This window comes from Verrucomicrobiia bacterium (assembly GCA_035574275.1).
GTDB lineage: Bacteria > Zixibacteria > MSB-5A5 > DSPP01 > DSPP01 > DSPP01.
Genome location: DATLYY010000048.1, coordinates 1 through 18,039, shown reverse-complemented (window position 1 = coordinate 18,039; position 18,039 = coordinate 1). Strand labels below are relative to the sequence as shown.

Genomic DNA, 18,039 nt, shown 5'->3' with positions numbered 1-18,039 from the left:
AGACAAGAAGCTCATAGCAGGTGACTCCGAGTTCACAGCAACCACCAAAAAGACCTGCCATACCGAGGAGAATGAGAAACCAAGTAGTTGTAGAAATAAGTTGTTTCATTTCATCCTTTTTTCATTGTTCATAGTTACCTCTTCGGAAAACTCCGGCGCGGACTTCAGTCCCCAATAACCAACCCTCCCCCCGGCTTAACTAAAACCCCATCCCGCCGATACTTAAATAGATGGGTCGAAGACATTGGAAGCATTTGGGGGTTCGACCGGAACACCTTTGGAGTTTTAACGAGGAGGTTTTATGTTAACGCTATTCTTGGGGGCGTTTTTGTTTGCCGCCGCCTTTGCGGTACTCTTTTTCTGGTACATCAAACGTAAAAATCTGGACTACCTGACTCCCACCGCCCAGCGGGAGCTTTTATGGGGGACGGCGGTTTTGTCCCTTTCGGTCGCCTTTCTGGTTTTTTCCGCGAAAACATTTGACGAGGAAACCCACTGGCTCATCCGCTTCTTCTCCTGCCTTTTGGCAATCGGCGGGTTGGGGCTGGTTCTGTCCGGCATCGGTAGCTTTGTCAAAAAATCCGGCGCGGGAGAAACCCATTTGCTTAAAGTGGAACGAGCCATCACCCAGCTTGCCGAATGGGGAGAGCGGTTCGAACGGGCCAAAAACTTCCGCGCCTTTTGCGATTTGGTTGTGCAGGGGTTCGCCGAACCGGGCGGCCGGGCCTTTCTTTTCAAAGTTTCGCCGGACGGAAAATTTCTGGACTTTCTGGCCGCCTCCAGCATAAGCCCGCTAAGAAAGGCCACCGCAGACCATATTGTTCTCGAAAAAAGCTGGTTTTACCAGCCCTACCGCTCCGCCGTCCCGTTTTATGTCAATTGCGATTTGGAAATCTACAACGACTACCACCGGCTTTTCGAAGCGGACGAGCGGATGGCCAAGGCGGTCTTTGTCCCCATAATCGTGCAGGGGGGAACGGTCGGCATTCTGGCCCTGTTTTTTCCGACCGCCGCGCCGTTTCTGCCGGAGGAAAAGGCGCTCTTTTCCCATCTTTCCACCTTTCTTGGTTCCGCCTTCCAATCGCTTTTGGCCTCCAGCTATCTGGCCCGGCAGGAAAAGCGCTCCCTCTTCAACCACGAAATTCTTGCGCTCTCCGGCGCTTCCTCCCGCCCGGACAAGGTTCTGCCGGAGCTTTTCCGCCACGCATCAGAAGCCCTGGGGGCCGACTTTCTGGTCTTTTCCCTTTTGGAGCCGAAGGGACTCCGGGTGCGGCGCTTCACCATCGGCCGTTCCGGTCAATTGCTCTCCGATAAAATCCCCTTCCATCCGGCCGAGCCGAACTGGCTGGCGCTTCCCTTGGGGGGGCACACCATCTGCCTGCGCCGCAGCGATTTTGTCCCGCAAACGCCGGAGGAAAAGTTTCTGGCCTCCCTGGGCGCGAACGGCTATTGGTTCAAGGCCGTCGAGCTGCCCCACCGCTGGACGACCGGCCTGTCTTTGGGGTTTGAAAAGCCGCCGGTTTGGGGAGAGGAAGAGGGGCGATTCTTCAACAATCTCTGCGAGGGGGCCCGCATTCTGGCCCTCCGCTTCCAGCACACGCTTTTAGCCGAGGAGACCGAGCGGCGGCTTTTCTCCTTCGTGCAAAGCTCCCGCCTGCTTTTGAACACGACGGAAAAGGAACTTTTATCCCGCGCCGGCGAGGTTTTGACCCAGGAGCTGCCGGTCACCTTCAGCCGCTTCTGGAAACTGGGGCCGGCCTCCCTCGAGTCCGCCAGCTTTTCCGCCCTGCGGGATATCTCGAGCGATTTGCAGTTGGAAAAGGAAGTTCCGCTCTCCCAGCTCCCCTGGCACCGGATGGCCTTGGATGAACACAAGATGGTGATCGTCAACGAGGAGGACCCGGAAGCGGTGATGACCGAGAATGAAAAATCAAAGTCCCTGGCCCGCCGGGTGCAGGCGGCGGTATTGATCCCGATGGAAGTGGAGGGTAGGGCGCTCGGGATGGTCTCCCTCGGAGAGATGCGCAGCTGGAAACGCTGGGCCTTCTCCCCGCAGGATATGGCGTTTGCCCGGGGCATTTCCAACCAGGTCGCCTTGAGCTTGTCCGGCCTTTCCCGCAAGGAAGCCCAAAAGCGCTCCGGCGAGCGGCTCAAAAACATCGAGGCGCAAATCGAAAGCTCCCGGGGGGCCAAAGAGGCGTTGGATTTGTTCCCCAATCTGGATTATTCCATCAACAACCCCCTCACCGCCATTCTGGGGGCGGTCGATCTCCTGCGCTTGAAATCGGAAAATCTTTCCCCCGAGGCGGGGCGGTATCTTTCCATCATCGAAAAGCAGGCCGGCCGCATCCACCAGTCGGTGCAAAAAGTATCGGAGCTGAAAAACACGGTGCGGCGCCTTCCCGTCCGCGCCCCTTATCAACTAACGGAACCGGAAAAGGTTTAGGCGGGCGCGAAGGTGAGCAAAATTCTGAAACTGGTTTGGGAAGTGGCGGGCCCGGTGATGGGGGCCGATCTTTTGGTTTCCTTCCGCTCCCTGGAGCAGAAGTTCCGGCCGGAGTTTTTGGAGGCGACCGAGAGGGGGCGCGCCCGGGCGGAAAAGCTGCTCCGCTCGCCGGAGCTCTTTTCGGCCCTGCAAAATAAATCGGGCCGGACCGGTTTTGTCGAAAACCTCCCCGGCCTCTCCGAATGGAGCTGGCATTTGGCCGTTTTCTTCGAAAAGGAGGGGGGGCTTCTTTTCTCCTCCCTCCAGCCCGCCCCCTTGGAAGCCCCCAAACAGCTCCGGCTGGCGGTCGGGCTTGCGGCCTTGGTGCAGTCCCTTTCCCGCTGGCAACTACTGGAAAGCGAGATGAAACTGCACCAGAGGCGCCTGGAAAAACTGGCGGCCTTCCAAAAGCAGCTTTTTTCAATCTTCAAAGAAACGGATCTGGCCGAGCGGATTGTGGCCCGCGGCTCGGAGCTTTTGAACGCCGTCGGCGCGGCCCTGATTTTTCTCCCCTCCGGGGGAGGAGATTTGAAAATCGCCGCCCAGAGCGGCAAATTCGGCCCCGTTCCGTTCGAGCAGGCCCACACAAGCGGCGTTCTGGAAAAACTTTTGGCCAAGCGCCTGCCTTTGGCCTTAAACGGCGGGGAAACGAGGCCGGAACTGGCCGATTTTCCCAAGCCGCTTCTTCTGGTTCCCCTCGTGCGGGGGGAGGAGACGGAGGGGGTTTTGGTTTTTCAGCATCTTCCGGCCGACCCCTTCACCCAGACGGACGTCGAGCTGTCGATTCTTTTTGTCCAGGCCGCATCCCAGGCTTTGGCGAACGCCCGGAACTTCGAGCATCTGGAAACCGCCCACCGCTCGTTGTCCGTGGCGCAGGAGCGGCTTCTGCAGTCGGAGCGGCTGGTCGCCTTGAAGGAGATGGCGGGGGGGATTGCGCACGATTTCAACAACGTTTTGGGGGCGATTTTGGGGCGGGTTCAGCTTTTATTGGCCCAGCCCACCGATGAACGGGTGGCCCGCGCCCTGCGGCAGGTGGAGGGTTCCGCCCAGGAGGCCGCGCGCACGGTCGCCCGGCTGCAGGAATTCACCCGCGACCGGGAAGAGGGGAGCCCCGAGCCGGTGGATATGGCCTCCGCCGCGCGGGAGGCGGTCGAGCTCACCAAGCCGCACTGGCGGGACCGGATCGCCTCCTCCGGCGGGCCGATCGAGCTGGAACTGGACTTGAAACCGACGGCGCCGGTTATGGGGCGTTTTTCCGAACTGGTGGACGTGGCCTCCAACCTGATTGCCAACGCCGCCGATGCGCTCCCCAACGGCGGAAAAATCTGGGTCTCCACGTTCCAAAAAGAGGGGGAAGTTATCCTGACCGTCCGGGACAACGGCACTGGGATGAGCCCGGAGGTGAAAAGCAAAATCTTTTTCCCGTTTTTCACCACCAAGGGGAGGCGGGGAACGGGGCTGGGGCTTTCCGTGGCGTACGGCGTGGTCACCCGCCACAAGGGGGAAATCGCCGTGCAGTCGGAAGAGGGAAAGGGCTCCTTGTTCACCCTCCGTTTTCCGGCCTCCGCCCCCGTGCCGAAAAAACCTGAGCCGGCCAAACCCCCGGTCAAAAAAGTGGGGGAACTTTCGATTCTGGTGGTGGATGACGACGAAAACATCCGCAACGTTTTATCCGAGATGCTCGATTTTCTGGGGCACAAGGTCGCCGCCGCCCAGGACGGCGCCGAGGCGTTTCGTTTATTGGAGGGGGCGGCCTACGAGCTGGTCATCACCGATTTGGGAATGCCCGGGATTTCCGGCTGGGAGGTCGCCCGCCGGGCCAAGGAGAAAAACCCAAAAACCCCCGTGATGCTGGTTTCCGGCTGGGGGGCGCAAATCGAAGCGGCCCGCGTCCGGGAGGCGGGAATCGATTTGGTTTTGAACAAGCCGTTCCACCTGGACGACATCCGCCGCGCCATTTCGGAAATTCTTTCCAAAAACACCGCCCAGCCCGCGCGGCGCTGAACTACTCGTCCGCCTCCCGCAAATCGCAGCCGGTTTCCAGAGCCAATTTTGGATTTCGCAAAAAAGCCCCCATTCCGTTCAAAATGGGGGCCTTGGGTTGCGTTGAAATTTACTTTTTCCGGCCGGTCTTGGCGCCGGACGGGGTGGCGGTTTCCTCCATCGCCAGGTTGAATCCCTGTCCCCAGTCCTGAAACAAGCGAAACTTGAATTTTTTACCTTCTGGATGCCACATTATTTTTTCCTTCAATGTTCCCTGGGGGAGCGGGATTTCCCCCTCCAAAAGTAGCGTGTCTCCCGCGAAGGTTCCCTGGTAGAGGTTACTGCTTCCAAAATTGTCGAACCACCAGCATTTATACTGGCCGTCTCTTCCGTCGTAGGTAAGCATCCCCTTGCCCTTGTAGCCGCCCATTCCCGCCAATTCCCCTTCGTAATTGAACATCAAAAATATGGAATCCAAATCCCAGCGGTTTATATTCCTTCCCTTGCCCGGCCCGCCGTTTCCCATCGGGGAAGGATGGGCCATATTTTCAGAACTGAAATTTCCCACCAAAAAGGAAAGCCGGGCCAGTTCCGGCCCGAACTTCGGCTTGGGCGGCTCCATCCCCGCTGCAGGGGGCTGCTCCTGCGCAAAAAGCGCCGCCGCGGCAAACAGGGCGGTCCCCAGCGTTAGGAGGCATAGGACTTTTCTCATCTCGACTCCTTTCATCCGTTTGGTTTTATTTCCGGCCGTTTTTCTTGGCGGGCCGGTAGGTCTGCTCAATCACCGGCATCCATCCCTGCCCCATGTTGTTCCGCACCCAGAGTTTCACGTTGTCCCCCTCCCGGCGCCACATCACCTGTTGTTGAAAAGTGCCCCCGGGGAATGGAATTTGCCCTTCGAGAATTAGTGTATCCCCCGTGTAATTCCCCTTGTAGGAGGGGTGATCGCCGAAGTTGTTGTGCATCCCCAGATAGTACTGTTTGGCGTTTTTATCGTAGGTCAAAAGCCCCATCCCGCGATATTTGCCAAAGATGGGGAAATCAATGGCCTCCTCGAACTGCAAAAACATCGAGTCCAAAATCCATCTGCTTTTCAAGCTTCCCGTGGCATTTTCCCCATTCGGCGCCACCGGGTTGGGAAAAATTTTCGTATCGGTGACAAACTCCCCGGCCAAAAACGAAAGTTTCAAAAGCTCCGGAGGGACCTTCGGCGCGGCCATCGGCGGAAGGGAGTCCGTTTTCTGCTCCTGCGCGGATGAAAGAGAAAAAAATGCAACCGATACGAGAAGGAAATAAACTGTTCGCTTCATTTCAGCTCCTTTTCGCCCCTTAGACCAACATCTTCGCGGCTATCATTCCGCCCCCCATAAGCATCACGCCGTAGCCGACCAAGTCGGCTATGCGCGTAGGCATGGGCATCCGGGCAAAAGTCACGTGCGTGTATTCAATAGCCCAGTATCCCAGCCAGAGCGCCAGCCCGAACATAAACCCTCCCCCCATTCCATTGTCTGCCAGATAAACCTCTCCAAAGCTGAAGACCCAGGCAGTAACGAGACCGTAGACGAATGTGAGAATGACCGCCCGGATGACCGCCGCCGTGTGCGTCATCCCCTCCGCCATCGCTTTGGGGTTTTCCTCGTAAAACTTTTGCACCTCTTTGGCGCCGATGAACGTGTGAGCCAAAAAATGGGAGGCGTTCCCCAAAATTCCGATAACCAAGCCCGTCAAAAGCACGCTTCCTAATTCCATATTCCCCTCCTTTGGAAATGTAGGTTGGCAATCCTCTTCAACGTTTTGGGAAAATAGGGGAGGGGCGTTGCCTTGGCAACCGGTAATTTGAAATGGAAGGGTATTCGCAGGCGGCATTTTAATGCCGCGCCGCCGGGTTATAACCCGGCCTGCGGTGAAGCAGGAATACTTGACGGCTTAACTCTTCATCGACTCCAAAAACTTTTCGTTGTTTTTGGCCTTCTTCATCCGGTCGATTAAAAACTCCATCGCCTCGATGGGGTTCATCTCGTTCAAAAACTTCCGCAGAATCCAGACCTTGGCCAGAACCTCCGGCGAAAGCAAAAGCTCTTCCTTGCGGGTGGAGGTGCGGTTGATGTCCATCGCCGGGAAAATCCTGCGGTCGGAAAGCCGCCGGTCGAGCACGATTTCCGAGTTGCCGGTTCCCTTGAACTCTTCAAAAATCACCTCGTCCATCCGGCTGCCGGTCTCAATCAAAGCCGTGCCTATAATCGTCAAACTTCCCCCTTCTTCGATGTTCCGCGCCGCGCCAAAGAAGCGCTTGGGCCTTTGCAAAGCGTTGGCGTCCACGCCGCCGGAAAGGATTTTGCCGGAATGCGGCACCACGGCGTTGTGGGCCCGGGCCAAACGGGTAATCGAGTCCAGAAGTATGACGACATCGTGCTTATGCTCCACCAAGCGCTTGGCCTTCTCAATCACCATCTCCGCCACCTGCACGTGCCGCTCGGCCGGCTCGTCAAACGTGGAGGAAACCACCTCCCCCCGCACGGAGCGCTTCATATCCGTAACCTCTTCCGGCCGCTCGTCGATGAGCAGGACAATCAGCTTCACTTCCGGGTGGTTCGTGGTGATGGCGTTGGCAATCTCCTGCAAAAGCATCGTTTTCCCCGCCTTCGGCGGCGAAACAATCAAGGCCCGCTGCCCCTTGCCAATGGGGCAGAGCAGATCCATGATCCGCGTGGACATCTTCTTCGGGTCGTATTCCAGCGAAAACTTGGTCTGGGGGTAAAGCGGGGTCAGGTTGTCAAAGAGAACCTTGTGCTTGGCCATTTCCGGCGATTCAAAATTGATCGCCTCGATTTTCAAGAGGGCGAAATACCGTTCCGAATCCTTCGGCGGGCGAACCTGCCCGGAAACGGTGTCCCCCGTGCGCAAATCGAACCGCTTAATTTGCGAGGGAGAGACGTAGATGTCGTCCGGGCCCGGCAGGTAGCAGTAATCCGGGGAGCGCAAAAAGCCGTACCCCTCCTCCATGATTTCCATCACCCCCTCGGCAAAAATCAGCCCGTCCTGCTCGGTTTTCGTCTCCAGGATTTTGAAAATCAGCTCCTGCTTGCGCATCCCGGAGCTGCCGGGAATGTTCAAGTTTTCCGCGATTTCCTGCAGTTCCGTCACCGTTTTGTTTTTCAACTGCACGATGTCCATCTTCATTTCCGCCGTCATCGAACGTTCCGGCGCGGGCTTTTCCGCCACGGCGGTCTTTTCCATATCCGTTTTTTCCATTTTAGGTCCCTCTGATGTTTTGGTTGTTTTCCGATTCATGGCTGCTCTCTTTCATTGACAGCGGATGGTGCGGGAAATTTTCCCTACCCGGCCATCCGGCGGCCCCGGGGCCGCTCCGCGAGTGTTTCCTGCGGGGCGTCCCCCCAAAATTTTTCCAAAGCGTAAAAGCGGCGGGCCTCCTTCAAGAACAGGTGCACCACCACGTCTCCGTAATCCAAAAGCGTCCAGCGCGCGCTTTTTTCCTCGTGTCCCATCCGTACTCCCTTTTTCTTCAGCATCTCCTCGATGTGCCCGGCAATCGCGTGGGCATGCACGTCCGCGTCGGCGGTCGCCACCACAAAAAAGTCGGCGATGGAGGAGAGCTTCCGCAAATCGATTAACACCACGTCGCCCCCCTTTTTTTCCAAAACCAGCCGGCCGACCAGCCGGGCCAGTTCCTTCCCCGCCAACCCCTTCATCTGCCGAAAATGGACTCCTTGGAATTTAGTCGGCGGGAAATTCGAGGGCGTCGCGCCCCAGATAAATCGAGAATAGCACTCCTTTGACGTTGTCCGGCAAACTTTTTTCCACCGTCCGGGAAGGGGGAATCCCCAAAATTCGGGCGGCCTTCTTCAAAACCGGCGGCTGGGGCACCCGCGCAACCAGCAAGGTCTTTTCCGGCGCCGGGGTTTTCACGTGCAGAATATCCACCACCTGGATAATGCAATTCTCCGCCGCCAGTTCCTCCCCCAGTTTTTTAACAAAGGGGGCCTGCTCATCCTTCAATTCCTGCGGCACAATCAACTGCACGGCGGCAAACTCAAAATCCCGCACCGCCGCGGCCTCCCGCGGCCAGAACAGATACAAGGCCAGCCCAATCGAGGCCAGTCCGGAGGCGATGACCGCCCCGGCCAGAAGCTTTTCCGCCCGGTTCCACTCCAAACGCTTGGAATCGGGGGCTATCCAGACCTTTTTTTTGTAACGCAAGGGGGTTATGCGCATTGGTTATTGTCCGGCCCGTTTAAGGGATGGGCCGCTCCCGTCCGAACAAAGTCGGAAAAAGTTTCCTACCGCCGATATCCAAGCGGAAGGTAGCCGGGATAATAATACGCCCCGGCCGGGTACTGCTGGTAATTGACAATCAAATTAAAAGAATTCGACGGATGATAGTGCAGTTGAAAACCGGGAATGATTGAATTGGCGCTCCGCTTGGGCCCAAAAAACGCCCCCTGCGAGTTGGCCACCCCCAAACTGATGCGTATGTCCAGCGGGTTGGCAAGCTTGTAGCTTAAGTCCGCCATATACATGCTGGTCAAAACCCCCCGCCCGCCGATGCTGGCGTAGGAGGTCGAAATCGTATGGTTGATTTTAAAGCGGGACGGGTCGAGCAGGAATACCGAACTCCCCTTGGGCGCATCTGCGGTGGTTTCTTCCTCCGGCGTTCCCAAAAACCCGCCGGTATTGGTCTGCCCAAAGGCGGCGGCCGCCATTAAAACGAACGCGGCCAAAAACAGAATTACGACCTTTGGGGCTTTAGTCGGGTGGCTGGTCATTTCAGTTATTTTACCCATCTTCTGGTTGGACGGTTTCAAATATTATTAACGAACCCCCCTTTGTCAAGCACCTTTATTCATTATATCGTCTTATTCCCTAAAACTTTAGCCCCCGCCAAAAGGTTCCCGCATTCGCCCAAGGGTAATCGAAAGAATTATTTGACACTTTTGGTAGTATCAGATTGAGAAGAAGGGCTTGCGGGCACCGAATCAAGCGGCTCAAGTTTTACAAGTAGCCTGCGCTCAATTCGACCGGGGCCTCCCTCCAATATTGTTGTAAACGGCTTAAAGCCTTTCTGAATAACTTTGATCTCGTGTTGGTCATAGGGAATTTTTAAAAAAATGTCTCCGCTCGCTGATGACTTAATGAGTTTGTTATCAAGATAAATATCGGCTTCCTTTAGCTCAGGTTCTCCCCATACGTGAAGGTCGTAACAAGAAAAACCTAATTGACAGCACCCAAACAAAACAATTGAGACGAGCGTTATGCCGAAAAAATAAAGGAAAAATCCTGTTTGATTGCTCCTTTGAGAATTCATCGGTCACCATCCTTGTTTATTACAAAAAGGCTCCCATTGTTTAGGGCTGTGAGGCAGCAGTTTGCGCACGAACTAAACGAACGACCACAGCTTGCTTTTTTCGAACACAAAGATCCTTGCCAATTATTGTGGGTATCCATATATAATCTTTTTGCCTTTTCAACCAGATTTCCTTTTTCTCTGAAGAGGTCCCAAACTTCTTTCCCCACGGCAGCAGCGGTTGCAACGTCTGCACCACAAATTTTTGTAATTGAACATATTCCTAAACAGTGCTTGAAGGCATCTCGTTTTCCATCGAGCACTCCTAGTTCCTCTGCAATCTTCTTTGTTCTGTCTGCTGCAATAGTTGCTGCCTCTCTCATATTTAACGCACAGGGTATTCCAGTAAATACTCTAAATTCCTCCGCAGTAATTAGCGGTACAGCTTTTCGCCCTATTTCACCTGTCCTATCTGTAAATACCAGGGGATTGCTACTTACATAAGAAAATGGATTCGTTGTAGTTTGACTTGTTACCGGATCCACCTGATAATACCGCCCAATCTTCGGCTGGTAATACCGGTGCCAGTTGTAGTTCAAACCACTTCCTCGGTCTATCCGTTGTCCCGGAAACCGGGTGTTGTCCTCGATGGCGCTGGCAAACTCCGATACCGTTTCGCCGAAAGGATCCAAACTTACCCGCCACTGCACGATCTTCAAGCTATCCGTGAGCACGTAAGGTGTGCCCAGATGGTCGGTGTGGAACCAATAACGCGTCTCTGGGCCGGAGGGAGGTGGCGGGCCTCCAGAAGGGCCAAAGCCGAATACTTCCAGCGTGTCAATCCGCATTCGGGGTTCGCCGTTGGCCCAAATGTAATCGGTTGTGTAAAAAGGCGCACCCGGGAAGTATTGGGAAATAAGATTGCCATAGATATCGTAGAGATTAACTAATTCCGTTCCGTTGTCGTTGCTGTAAACCCGCTTGTTCTCTCCGTCATAAGTAAAGCTGTCGGTGGGAGCAATGCCTGTAATTTTTACGATTCTGTTCAGCTTGTCGTAGGTATACACTTTGGTCTGGCCCGATAGGGTATCACCGATTACGCTTCCATTGGCGTTATACCCGTAATTCACCACTTCTGCTCCGGTGGTGTTTCGCAGACGGTTGTTGAGGTAGCTGTAGCTCGTGCTTGAAGCTCCTTTTTGCTTGGTCAGCCGGTTGCCGTTCTTGGCATAGCTATAGGTCAAATCATCCGTGCGATAATCCCCAAAAGCCGTCAACAGCCGGTCAACCCCGTCGTAAGTTATCGTATGGTAACTTTTGGTGGAATCTATCAAATCCAAAAGTTGGGTGATATTCCCGTTATGGTCATACTGGTAGCTCCGGCCAAAAATGCCGGCGGGGGTGTTGGTTATCGACTGCGTGTAATACCGCTTGTCGTAGCTCTTCTTTACTTTGACACCATTCCCAAACCACATCGTCGTATCCGGTCCAAACGGGAGGTAGCCGGTGGAATCAAAGTAGGTTCGCGTGGGATTCCCGGACTTAGTCCCAATGGCCTTAGTTACTCTATCGGCCAAATCGTAGGTAAAAGTTACCAGCCGTCCGTTGGGATACCGCAAAGTTTTCATATTCCCGTTGGCGTCCCAGGTGTAGCGCGTCCAGTAGGTTCTGCCGGCGGTGACGAGCGATTCGGAAGTCACCCGCCCGGCATAATCGTAGGAAAACTTCCGCGTGGCTGTCGGCCCCGCCCGAGGCAAGGAGGAAAATGTTTTTGGACGAAATGCTCAAATGCCCCGGATAGGAGCCCGGCGCCACCAAAACGGTATCTCCGTTCACGGCCGCGTTGATCCCCGCCTGAATCGTCGGCTGGTCTTGGGGCACGCGGATAGTTGTAGAGGAAGCGGTAAGACAGAATAACAGTGTGATTACAAACGCGGTAAAGAGGATCCTTTTTATCTGCACTCCCTCCTCCTCTAAGTAAGCCGCAGTATCCGCTTACGCCCCGCTAAGATGTGGCTTTCTCAATCGTTGTCAAGCATTTTGTAGGGGTGTATGGCGAAACGCCTCTGTGGATGCGGCCAAAACTCTCCGTTTTGACACCCCCCTTTAAAATCGTATATTCCACCGCTCAATGCCCCGAGCATTAATCACAGGCATCACCGGTCAGGATGGTTCCTATCTGGCGGATTTGCTGCTTGCCAAAAACTACGAGGTCTGGGGGATGGTGCGCCGCTCCTCCACGGAAACCTTCGACCGCATCCAGCACATCCGCGACCAAGTCAAAATCCGCCAGGCCGACCTGTTGGACCAGCTTTCGCTCATACGTCTAATGGAAGAAGTTCAGCCGGACGAAGTGTACAACTTTGCCGCCCAGTCCTTCGTCCCCACCTCCTGGGAACAGCCGGTTTTAACGGCGGAATTCGACGCCGTCGGCGTCTGCCGCATGCTCGAGGCCATTCGATTGGTCAATCCCAAGATTAAGTTTTATCAGGCCTCCAGCTCGGAAATGTTCGGCAAGGTGCGGGAAGTGCCGCAAAAGGAAACCACCCCGTTCTATCCCCGCTCCCCCTACGGCGTGGCGAAGGTGTACGGCCACTTCATCACCGTCAACTACCGCGAAAGCTACGGCCTCTTCGCCGTCTCCGGCATCCTCTTCAACCACGAATCCCCCCGCCGGGGGCTGGAATTCGTCACCCGCAAAGTCACCGACGGCGCGGCGCGAATCAAACTGGGCCTGGCCGACAAACTGTATTTGGGAAACCTGGACGCCAAGCGGGACTGGGGCTTCGCCGGCGACTACGTGGAGGCCGTTTACCGGATGCTCCAGCAAAAAGAACCCTTGGACTACGTCATCTCCTCCGGCCAAAGCCACTCGGTGAAGGAATTGGTCGAAACCGCCTTCTCATACGTAGGATTAAATTGGGAAAAGCACGTGAAAACCGACCCAAAATTCGTCCGCCCCGCCGAAGTGGATATTCTTTTGGGGGATTCGTCGCTGGCGCAAAAGAATCTGGGCTGGCGGCCGAAAACTTCCTTCGAGGAGCTGGTAAAGATGATGGTGGATGCCGATTTGGAGCGGCTAAAAACTTTGAAAAAATGACTCAATCACTCAATCATAAAATCGTTAAATTAGAACAAGGAGGATTTGTGAAAAAGATACCGATAACGGCCGTCGCAATCTTCTGCTTTGCCGCCTTTGCTTCCGCGCAGGAAGGGGTCAAGCTGGGGTACGTCGATTCCGACCGCATCCGCCAGGAGTTCAAAGAGTTCGCCTCCGCCCAGGCGCAGCTCGACTCGATGATAATCGGCTCCCAAAGGCAGGATTCCATTTTGGCCACCGAGCTGGAAAAGCTGCAGGAGGAGCTCATCCAAAAAGCGGCGGTTTTGAGCGCCGCCGCCAAATCGGAAAAGGAAAAATCGTTCGAGGCCAAGCAGGCCGCCTATTTCCAGTTCCGCCAGGCCACCTTCGGGCAGGGGGGGAAGCTGGAGCAGCTCCGGATGTCCCTCTCCAAGCCGATTCTGGACAAGGTGATGGAGGCGGTCAAGCGGGTTGCCAAAGCGGAGGGGTACTCCTTCGTCTTCTCGGATGAAAGCGTGGTGTACGCCAAGGAGGGCAGCGATTTGACCGACAAAGTGCTGGCGGATTTGAACAAAACGGCAAGCGCCCCCCCAAAAAAATAGTTGGCCGCCTTCGACTGCCTGATAACCGGCGTCTCCGGCTTCGTCGGCTCGCATCTGGCGGAGTATTTGTTGGACCGCCGGTATTCCGTCGCCGGCACCTATCTTATCGATAAATCGCTGGAAAACCTCTCCGGCTTCGCCGACCGGCTGGAGCTTTATCAAATCGACCTGCGCCAAAAGGAAAGCGTCCGGCGGGCCCTGAACGCCGCCCAGCCCAAATGGCTCTTCCACCTGGCCGCCTTCTCCTCGGTCGGTTTCTCTTTCCAAAGGCCGGAAGAGGCGCTCATAAACAACTTCGTTTCCACCTTGAACGTCCTGGAAGCGGTTCGCGAAATGCCGGTCCGCCCCAAGGTCCTTTTGGTCTCCTCCTCGGACATCTTCGGCAAGGTGGAGAAAAAATGGCTCCCCTTGAAAGGAAAGGAGCCCTGGGCCCCCCGCTCCCCCTACGCCGCCTCCAAGGGGGCCGCGGATTTAATCGGCCAGGCCTATTTCCACTCCTTCAAAATCCCGATTTACCACGCCCTGGCCTTCAACCATACCGGTCCGCGGCAGGGCCCCGGCTTTGTGGTGCCCGATTTCGCCTCGCAAATCGCCCAAATCGAAGCCGGCCTGTCCAAACCGGTTATTTCCGTCGGCAATCTGAAGTCCCGCCGGGATTTCTCGGACGTCCGGGACGTCGTCCGGGGCTACGAATTGGTCTTGAAAAAGGGAGAGCCCGGCGAAGTTTACACCTTTTGCTCCGGCAAGGACATCCCCGTCGAGCGGGTTTTGCGGATGCTTCTGCGGCTGTCCAAAGTGAAAATCAAAGTCAAAAGCGACCCCGCCCGCCAGCGTCCCTCCGAAATTCCCGTTCTGCGGGGGGATTTCTCCAAGGCAAAAAGAGAACTGGGCTGGAAGCCGGTAATCAAGCTGGAAAAAACCCTTTCCGACACCCTCAACTACTGGCGCGCCCGGAACCAAAAGATGGAAAACGGGGTTTGACCTGTTTCAACTCTGCTTCATTCTGTCATTCTGAGCGTAGCGAAGAATCTGGGAGGGGAGAGGGGCAATTTGACGAACTTGGCAATTGCAGTTAAAATGAGGGCGGTCGAAGAGTAAACTATGGACTTGAAAACCAAAATCGAAAAGCGCACCGCGGTGGTCGCCATCATCGGCCAGGGATACGTCGGCCTGCCCCTCTCCGTGGCCTTTGCCTCGGTCGGCTTCAAGACCTACGGCATCGATTACGACAAAAACCGCGTCGGGCGCATCAACAAGGGGATCTCCGACATCGACGACGTCTCCAACGAGTCCCTGCGCCCGCTGGTCTTCTCCAAAACCCTGACTGCCACCGGCGATTACGCCGTTTTGAAAAAAGCGGACTGCATCTCCATCTGCGTCCCCACCCCGCTCAACAAAACCAAAGACCCGGACGTCTCCTACATCCTCTCCGCGGTCGAAGGGGTCAAAAAGTATCTGCGGCGTGGCCAGTTGGTTGTCCTGGAGTCCACCACCTATCCCGGCACCACCGTCGAGCTCATCCTGCCCATCCTCGAATCCACCGGGTTGAAAGCCGGGCGGGATTTCTACCTGGCCTTCTCCCCGGAGCGGGTGGACCCCGGCAACACGAACTACGACACCAAAAACACCCCGCGCATCGTCGGCGGCGTCACCCCCGCCTGCACAAAAGTCGCCGTTGCCTTCTATTCGCAAATCGTGGAATCCGTCGTCCCGGTCTCCTCGACGCAATCGGCGGAGATGGTCAAGCTTCTGGAAAACACCTTCCGCTCGGTCAATATCGGCCTCGTGAACGAAGTCGCCTTAATGTGCGACCGGCTCGGCATCGACGTCTGGGAAATCATCGACGCCGCCGCCACCAAGCCGTTCGGCTTCATGCCCTTCTATCCCGGCCCCGGCCTGGGCGGCCACTGCATCCCCATCGACCCGCACTACCTTTCCTGGAAGCTCAAATCCCTGAACTACTACGCCCGCTTCATCGAGCTCGCCGGCGACATCAACTCCCACATGCCGGAGTATGTTGTCGAGCGCATCACCCGCGTCTTGAACGACCACAAAAAACCGCTCAAAGGCGCCCGCATCCTCGTTCTGGGGGTGGCCTACAAAAAAGATATCCAGGACCTGCGGGAATCCCCGGCTTTGGACGTCTTAAAGCTTTTGGACAAAGCCAAAGCCGTCGTTTCCTACAACGACCCCCACGTCCCCAAAGTCGCCTTGGACGATTTGCATATGCGCTCCGTCCCGCTCACCCCCGACCGGGTGAAAAAAGCCGACTTGGTGGTAATCCTGACCAACCACTCCGCCTACGACTATCCCGCGCTCGCCGCGCAGGCCCGGTTAATCTTCGACACCCGCAACGCGATGGGCCATCTCTCCAAGAAGTTTAAGAATATTGTAAAATTGTAATGTATTTGTAGGGGCGGGCCTTGTGTCTGCCCGTCTTTCTGTCTTAAGGGGGACTATAGGGGGTTGTCGTAGGGGCTGGCCTCCGTGCCTGCCCGTTTTTGCCTTTGCATTTGTAGGGGCGAGGCATGCCTCGCCCACCCCTTCCCGCATCGGGAAGGGGCCAGGGGTTAGGTCGCCTTTCCCCCCTCTCCGCGATGGGCAATCTCTCCAAGAAGTTCAAGAATATTGTAAAATTGTAATATTTCGTAGGGGCACGCTGCTGCGTGCCCTATTTTTGTTTCTACCCGAAAACCTTCCAAAAATCCTGTTCCGCCCCATCCGGTTTACCGGCGGTATTTTCCATGTCATATTCCCACCGCGCCGGATTTTGGATGATGTATTCCCGGATTTTGTTCAACGAATCTTCATCACGGATGATGTGCTCGTAATAATTCCGTTGCCACAACCGCCCGGGAAACGGCGGCCAATTTTTGTTCTTAACATTTTTTAGATATTCGTTGGTCGTCATCGTTTTGAACCATTGCAGGATTTTTTGTAGGGGCGGACCGATGTGTCCGCCCGCTTTTAATTCCCGTCCACCCACCCCATCCGGGCAGACACGCCGGTCTGCCCCTACAAGAACAATTATGCCGTGGAAATGATTGGGCATTACGGCGAATTCATCGGTTTCGACCCCCGAAAATCTTTTGGACAAATCCGTCCAATATGCGGTTACCATCCGTCCCGCCGGATTTAATTCCATCTCCCCGTTTTTTATTTCCCCGAACAAACCCTCCCGCCCCTGCGTGCAAATCGTGACAAAATACGCCCCCGTATTCGCATAATTGTAACCCTTGAGCCGAATAGAGCGGCGGTGATGAAGGGCTGGGTTATAACTCACCTCTTATTCGGTTTGTGTTTATTGCATTTTGGAAATAAGTCGATTAAAAGTATGTCGAGCTTGTATAGTTTAGCTAAGCTAATATACTGTTGAACCATCGCAGAATCTCTTACCTTGATATAACCACTCTTTCCAGCACCCTTGTAATTGTGATTTCTCATGCAAATGTAGAGTTTTTTTACTCTTGAATCTAGCAACGCCTTAAGCACGTCTTTGAAAAACTCTGCAAAGGCGTCTGCAAGACTTATTTCAAACGCTGTCCCAGTTTCAACGTCAAGCACATCAAAACATTGCAGTTTATTTGAATCAATATGAACGCTCTCGGAATCAACATTTCCAGTTGCAAACCTTAGGGTCATTCCCTCGGCAACGGGCGCTTCTATTTTGACGTGGTCTCCGAATTTGTTTGTGAGAAACTCCTGCAGTTTTTTTGTTGTCCTAGAAGATTTTGCTTCATCGGGATCATTGGGCAAAAGATTTAGCTTTTTTAACCATTCGGTTTTGTATTCAGCATAAAAATAATTCTTGTTTTTTCTTTTCAAAACGAAGATCGTATTAAAAAATTTCAGTACTTCCTTGAGAACTTTCTCGTCGCTTTTGCCCATCAGTAGTTAATTCCCTTAAACTTTCTTTCCTTATAGATCTTTTGACACGCTTTACATTTTATTTCCACAACCGCCTCATTATCCGGAGCACATTCAAGAATTCCACGTTGAATGTATCCTTCGTATATTTTTTCAGAGATAACAAGGAATTCCCTGCTTCCACAGCTACAGCTTTTCAATTTCATAAATTAAATTCCTCCCCTCAAGTCTTGCGGATTTTATTTCAAATTTAGATCGGCTTCTTCGGCTTTTTCCAGCATTATTTGGCCCTTACTTTTTATGGATTGAGTTTCTGTTCGCTTTACCGGCATCGTAGCGTAAGTATCGCTATTAAGAACCAAAAACGCAACTTTCGCACACTTTTCCCCTCCCTTTTTCAAATTCGCAACAACTTCGGACTGCCCGCCGCTCCTCTTTGTCCCCTCCTTACGAAGGAGGGGATTAAGGGGAGGTTTCTTTTGTAGGGGCAATTCATGAATTGCCCAATTCCCCCTCTCCGCATCGGAGAGGGGGCCAGGGGGTGAAGTTGCAAATTCACAACAACTTCAGAGTGAATATTGCAGGGTGGGCCTATAGTAGAGGGACGTGGGCGGGTTTTAAGGATTTTCACTAATCCATAATCCCCAATCCCTGATCCCTGTATTTGTGAGACGCGGGATTTAGCTCTGGGGAAAGAGCCGGTGTGCACACCGGACCCTCC

At 54.6% G+C, this 18,039-nt stretch carries 16 protein-coding genes; 6 read left to right on the top strand and 10 right to left on the bottom strand.

Going from position 1 to position 18,039, the window contains the following annotated elements:
• Window positions 1–301 precede the first annotated feature (301 nt).
• Together VNL73_07450 and VNL73_07445 are read left to right on the top strand one after the other, a co-directional pair.
• The gene (locus VNL73_07450; protein ID HXF49244.1) at window positions 302–2,446 is read left to right on the top strand and encodes a GAF domain-containing protein; all 2,145 of its coding nucleotides are present in this window, start codon (window positions 302–304) and stop codon (window positions 2,444–2,446) included.
• Between the two features lie 12 nt (window positions 2,447–2,458).
• The gene (locus tag VNL73_07445) at window positions 2,459–4,489 is read left to right on the top strand and encodes a response regulator (protein ID HXF49243.1); all 2,031 of its coding nucleotides are present in this window, start codon (window positions 2,459–2,461) and stop codon (window positions 4,487–4,489) included.
• A gap of 109 nt (window positions 4,490–4,598) precedes the next feature.
• On the opposite strand, the gene VNL73_07440 is transcribed toward VNL73_07445, so the two are convergent.
• The 8 genes from VNL73_07440 to VNL73_07405 all read right to left on the bottom strand — a co-directional run bounded on the left by VNL73_07440 (window position 4,599) and on the right by VNL73_07405 (window position 11,527).
• Window positions 4,599–5,180 (bottom strand): DUF1579 family protein, encoded by a 582-nt coding sequence (locus VNL73_07440; protein ID HXF49242.1) that lies wholly within the window; start codon window positions 5,178–5,180, stop codon window positions 4,599–4,601.
• A gap of 25 nt (window positions 5,181–5,205) precedes the next feature.
• Window positions 5,206–5,778 carry a DUF1579 family protein gene (locus tag VNL73_07435; GenBank protein HXF49241.1) on the bottom strand — a complete coding sequence of 191 codons (573 nt, stop codon included), beginning with the start codon at window positions 5,776–5,778 and terminating at the stop codon, window positions 5,206–5,208.
• A gap of 19 nt (window positions 5,779–5,797) precedes the next feature.
• Window positions 5,798–6,217 carry a hypothetical protein gene (locus VNL73_07430; GenBank protein ID HXF49240.1) on the bottom strand — a complete coding sequence of 140 codons (420 nt, stop codon included), beginning with the start codon at window positions 6,215–6,217 and terminating at the stop codon, window positions 5,798–5,800.
• Between the two features lie 177 nt (window positions 6,218–6,394).
• A complete protein-coding gene (gene rho / locus VNL73_07425; protein HXF49239.1) occupies window positions 6,395–7,642 on the bottom strand; it encodes a transcription termination factor Rho in 1,248 nt (415 codons plus the stop codon).
• 161 nt (window positions 7,643–7,803) lie between these two features.
• The gene (gene rsfS, locus VNL73_07420) at window positions 7,804–8,178 is read right to left on the bottom strand and encodes a ribosome silencing factor (protein ID HXF49238.1); all 375 of its coding nucleotides are present in this window, start codon (window positions 8,176–8,178) and stop codon (window positions 7,804–7,806) included.
• A 25-nt stretch (window positions 8,179–8,203) separates the two neighbouring features.
• Window positions 8,204–8,701 (bottom strand): hypothetical protein, encoded by a 498-nt coding sequence (locus VNL73_07415; GenBank protein HXF49237.1) that lies wholly within the window; start codon window positions 8,699–8,701, stop codon window positions 8,204–8,206.
• Window positions 8,702–8,766: 65 nt separating this feature from the next.
• The gene (locus tag VNL73_07410; protein ID HXF49236.1) at window positions 8,767–9,270 is read right to left on the bottom strand and encodes a hypothetical protein; all 504 of its coding nucleotides are present in this window, start codon (window positions 9,268–9,270) and stop codon (window positions 8,767–8,769) included.
• Between the two features lie 517 nt (window positions 9,271–9,787).
• Window positions 9,788–11,527 (bottom strand): RHS repeat-associated core domain-containing protein, encoded by a 1,740-nt coding sequence (locus VNL73_07405; GenBank protein ID HXF49235.1) that lies wholly within the window; start codon window positions 11,525–11,527, stop codon window positions 9,788–9,790.
• 374 nt (window positions 11,528–11,901) lie between these two features.
• Here VNL73_07405 and gmd point away from each other — a divergent pair, with 374 nt between their 5' ends.
• The 4 genes from gmd (at window position 11,902) to VNL73_07385 (ending at window position 15,854) form a co-directional block, all read left to right on the top strand.
• Window positions 11,902–12,870 (top strand): GDP-mannose 4,6-dehydratase, encoded by a 969-nt coding sequence (gmd, locus tag VNL73_07400; GenBank protein HXF49234.1) that lies wholly within the window; start codon window positions 11,902–11,904, stop codon window positions 12,868–12,870.
• Between the two features lie 47 nt (window positions 12,871–12,917).
• Complete coding sequence (locus tag VNL73_07395; GenBank protein HXF49233.1) at window positions 12,918–13,451, top strand: OmpH family outer membrane protein; 534 nt, start codon at window positions 12,918–12,920, stop codon at window positions 13,449–13,451.
• The gene (locus VNL73_07390; protein ID HXF49232.1) at window positions 13,452–14,432 is read left to right on the top strand and encodes a GDP-mannose 4,6-dehydratase; all 981 of its coding nucleotides are present in this window, start codon (window positions 13,452–13,454) and stop codon (window positions 14,430–14,432) included. It abuts the gene before it with no gap.
• 120 nt (window positions 14,433–14,552) lie between these two features.
• The gene (locus VNL73_07385; protein HXF49231.1) at window positions 14,553–15,854 is read left to right on the top strand and encodes a nucleotide sugar dehydrogenase; all 1,302 of its coding nucleotides are present in this window, start codon (window positions 14,553–14,555) and stop codon (window positions 15,852–15,854) included.
• 280 nt (window positions 15,855–16,134) lie between these two features.
• Here the strand turns inward: VNL73_07385 and VNL73_07380 are convergent, their stop codons facing one another.
• The gene (locus VNL73_07380) at window positions 16,135–16,734 is read right to left on the bottom strand and encodes a transposase (GenBank protein HXF49230.1); all 600 of its coding nucleotides are present in this window, start codon (window positions 16,732–16,734) and stop codon (window positions 16,135–16,137) included.
• A complete protein-coding gene (locus tag VNL73_07375; protein ID HXF49229.1) occupies window positions 16,731–17,339 on the bottom strand; it encodes a hypothetical protein in 609 nt (202 codons plus the stop codon). The genes VNL73_07380 and VNL73_07375 overlap by 4 nt, the downstream gene beginning before the upstream one ends.
• Window positions 17,340–18,039 lie beyond the last annotated feature (700 nt).

Excerpts from the sequence above, each read along its gene's own strand:
- VNL73_07450 (HXF49244.1), top strand. The coding sequence starts at position 302 with ATGTTAACGCTATTCTTGGGGGCGTTTTTGTTTGCCGCCGCCTTTGCG.
- VNL73_07440 (HXF49242.1), bottom strand. The coding sequence starts at position 5,180 with ATGAGAAAAGTCCTATGCCTCCTAACGCTGGGGACCGCCCTGTTTGCC.
- VNL73_07435 (HXF49241.1), bottom strand. The coding sequence starts at position 5,778 with ATGAAGCGAACAGTTTATTTCCTTCTCGTATCGGTTGCATTTTTTTCT.
- VNL73_07430 (HXF49240.1), bottom strand. The coding sequence starts at position 6,217 with ATGGAATTAGGAAGCGTGCTTTTGACGGGCTTGGTTATCGGAATTTTG.
- rho (HXF49239.1), bottom strand. The coding sequence starts at position 7,642 with ATGGACATCGTGCAGTTGAAAAACAAAACGGTGACGGAACTGCAGGAA.
- rsfS (HXF49238.1), bottom strand. The coding sequence starts at position 8,178 with ATGAAGGGGTTGGCGGGGAAGGAACTGGCCCGGCTGGTCGGCCGGCTG.
- VNL73_07415 (HXF49237.1), bottom strand. The coding sequence starts at position 8,701 with ATGCGCATAACCCCCTTGCGTTACAAAAAAAAGGTCTGGATAGCCCCC.
- VNL73_07410 (HXF49236.1), bottom strand. The coding sequence starts at position 9,270 with ATGGGTAAAATAACTGAAATGACCAGCCACCCGACTAAAGCCCCAAAG.
- gmd (HXF49234.1), top strand. The coding sequence starts at position 11,902 with ATGCCCCGAGCATTAATCACAGGCATCACCGGTCAGGATGGTTCCTAT.
- VNL73_07385 (HXF49231.1), top strand. The coding sequence starts at position 14,553 with ATGGACTTGAAAACCAAAATCGAAAAGCGCACCGCGGTGGTCGCCATC.
- VNL73_07375 (HXF49229.1), bottom strand. The coding sequence starts at position 17,339 with ATGGGCAAAAGCGACGAGAAAGTTCTCAAGGAAGTACTGAAATTTTTT.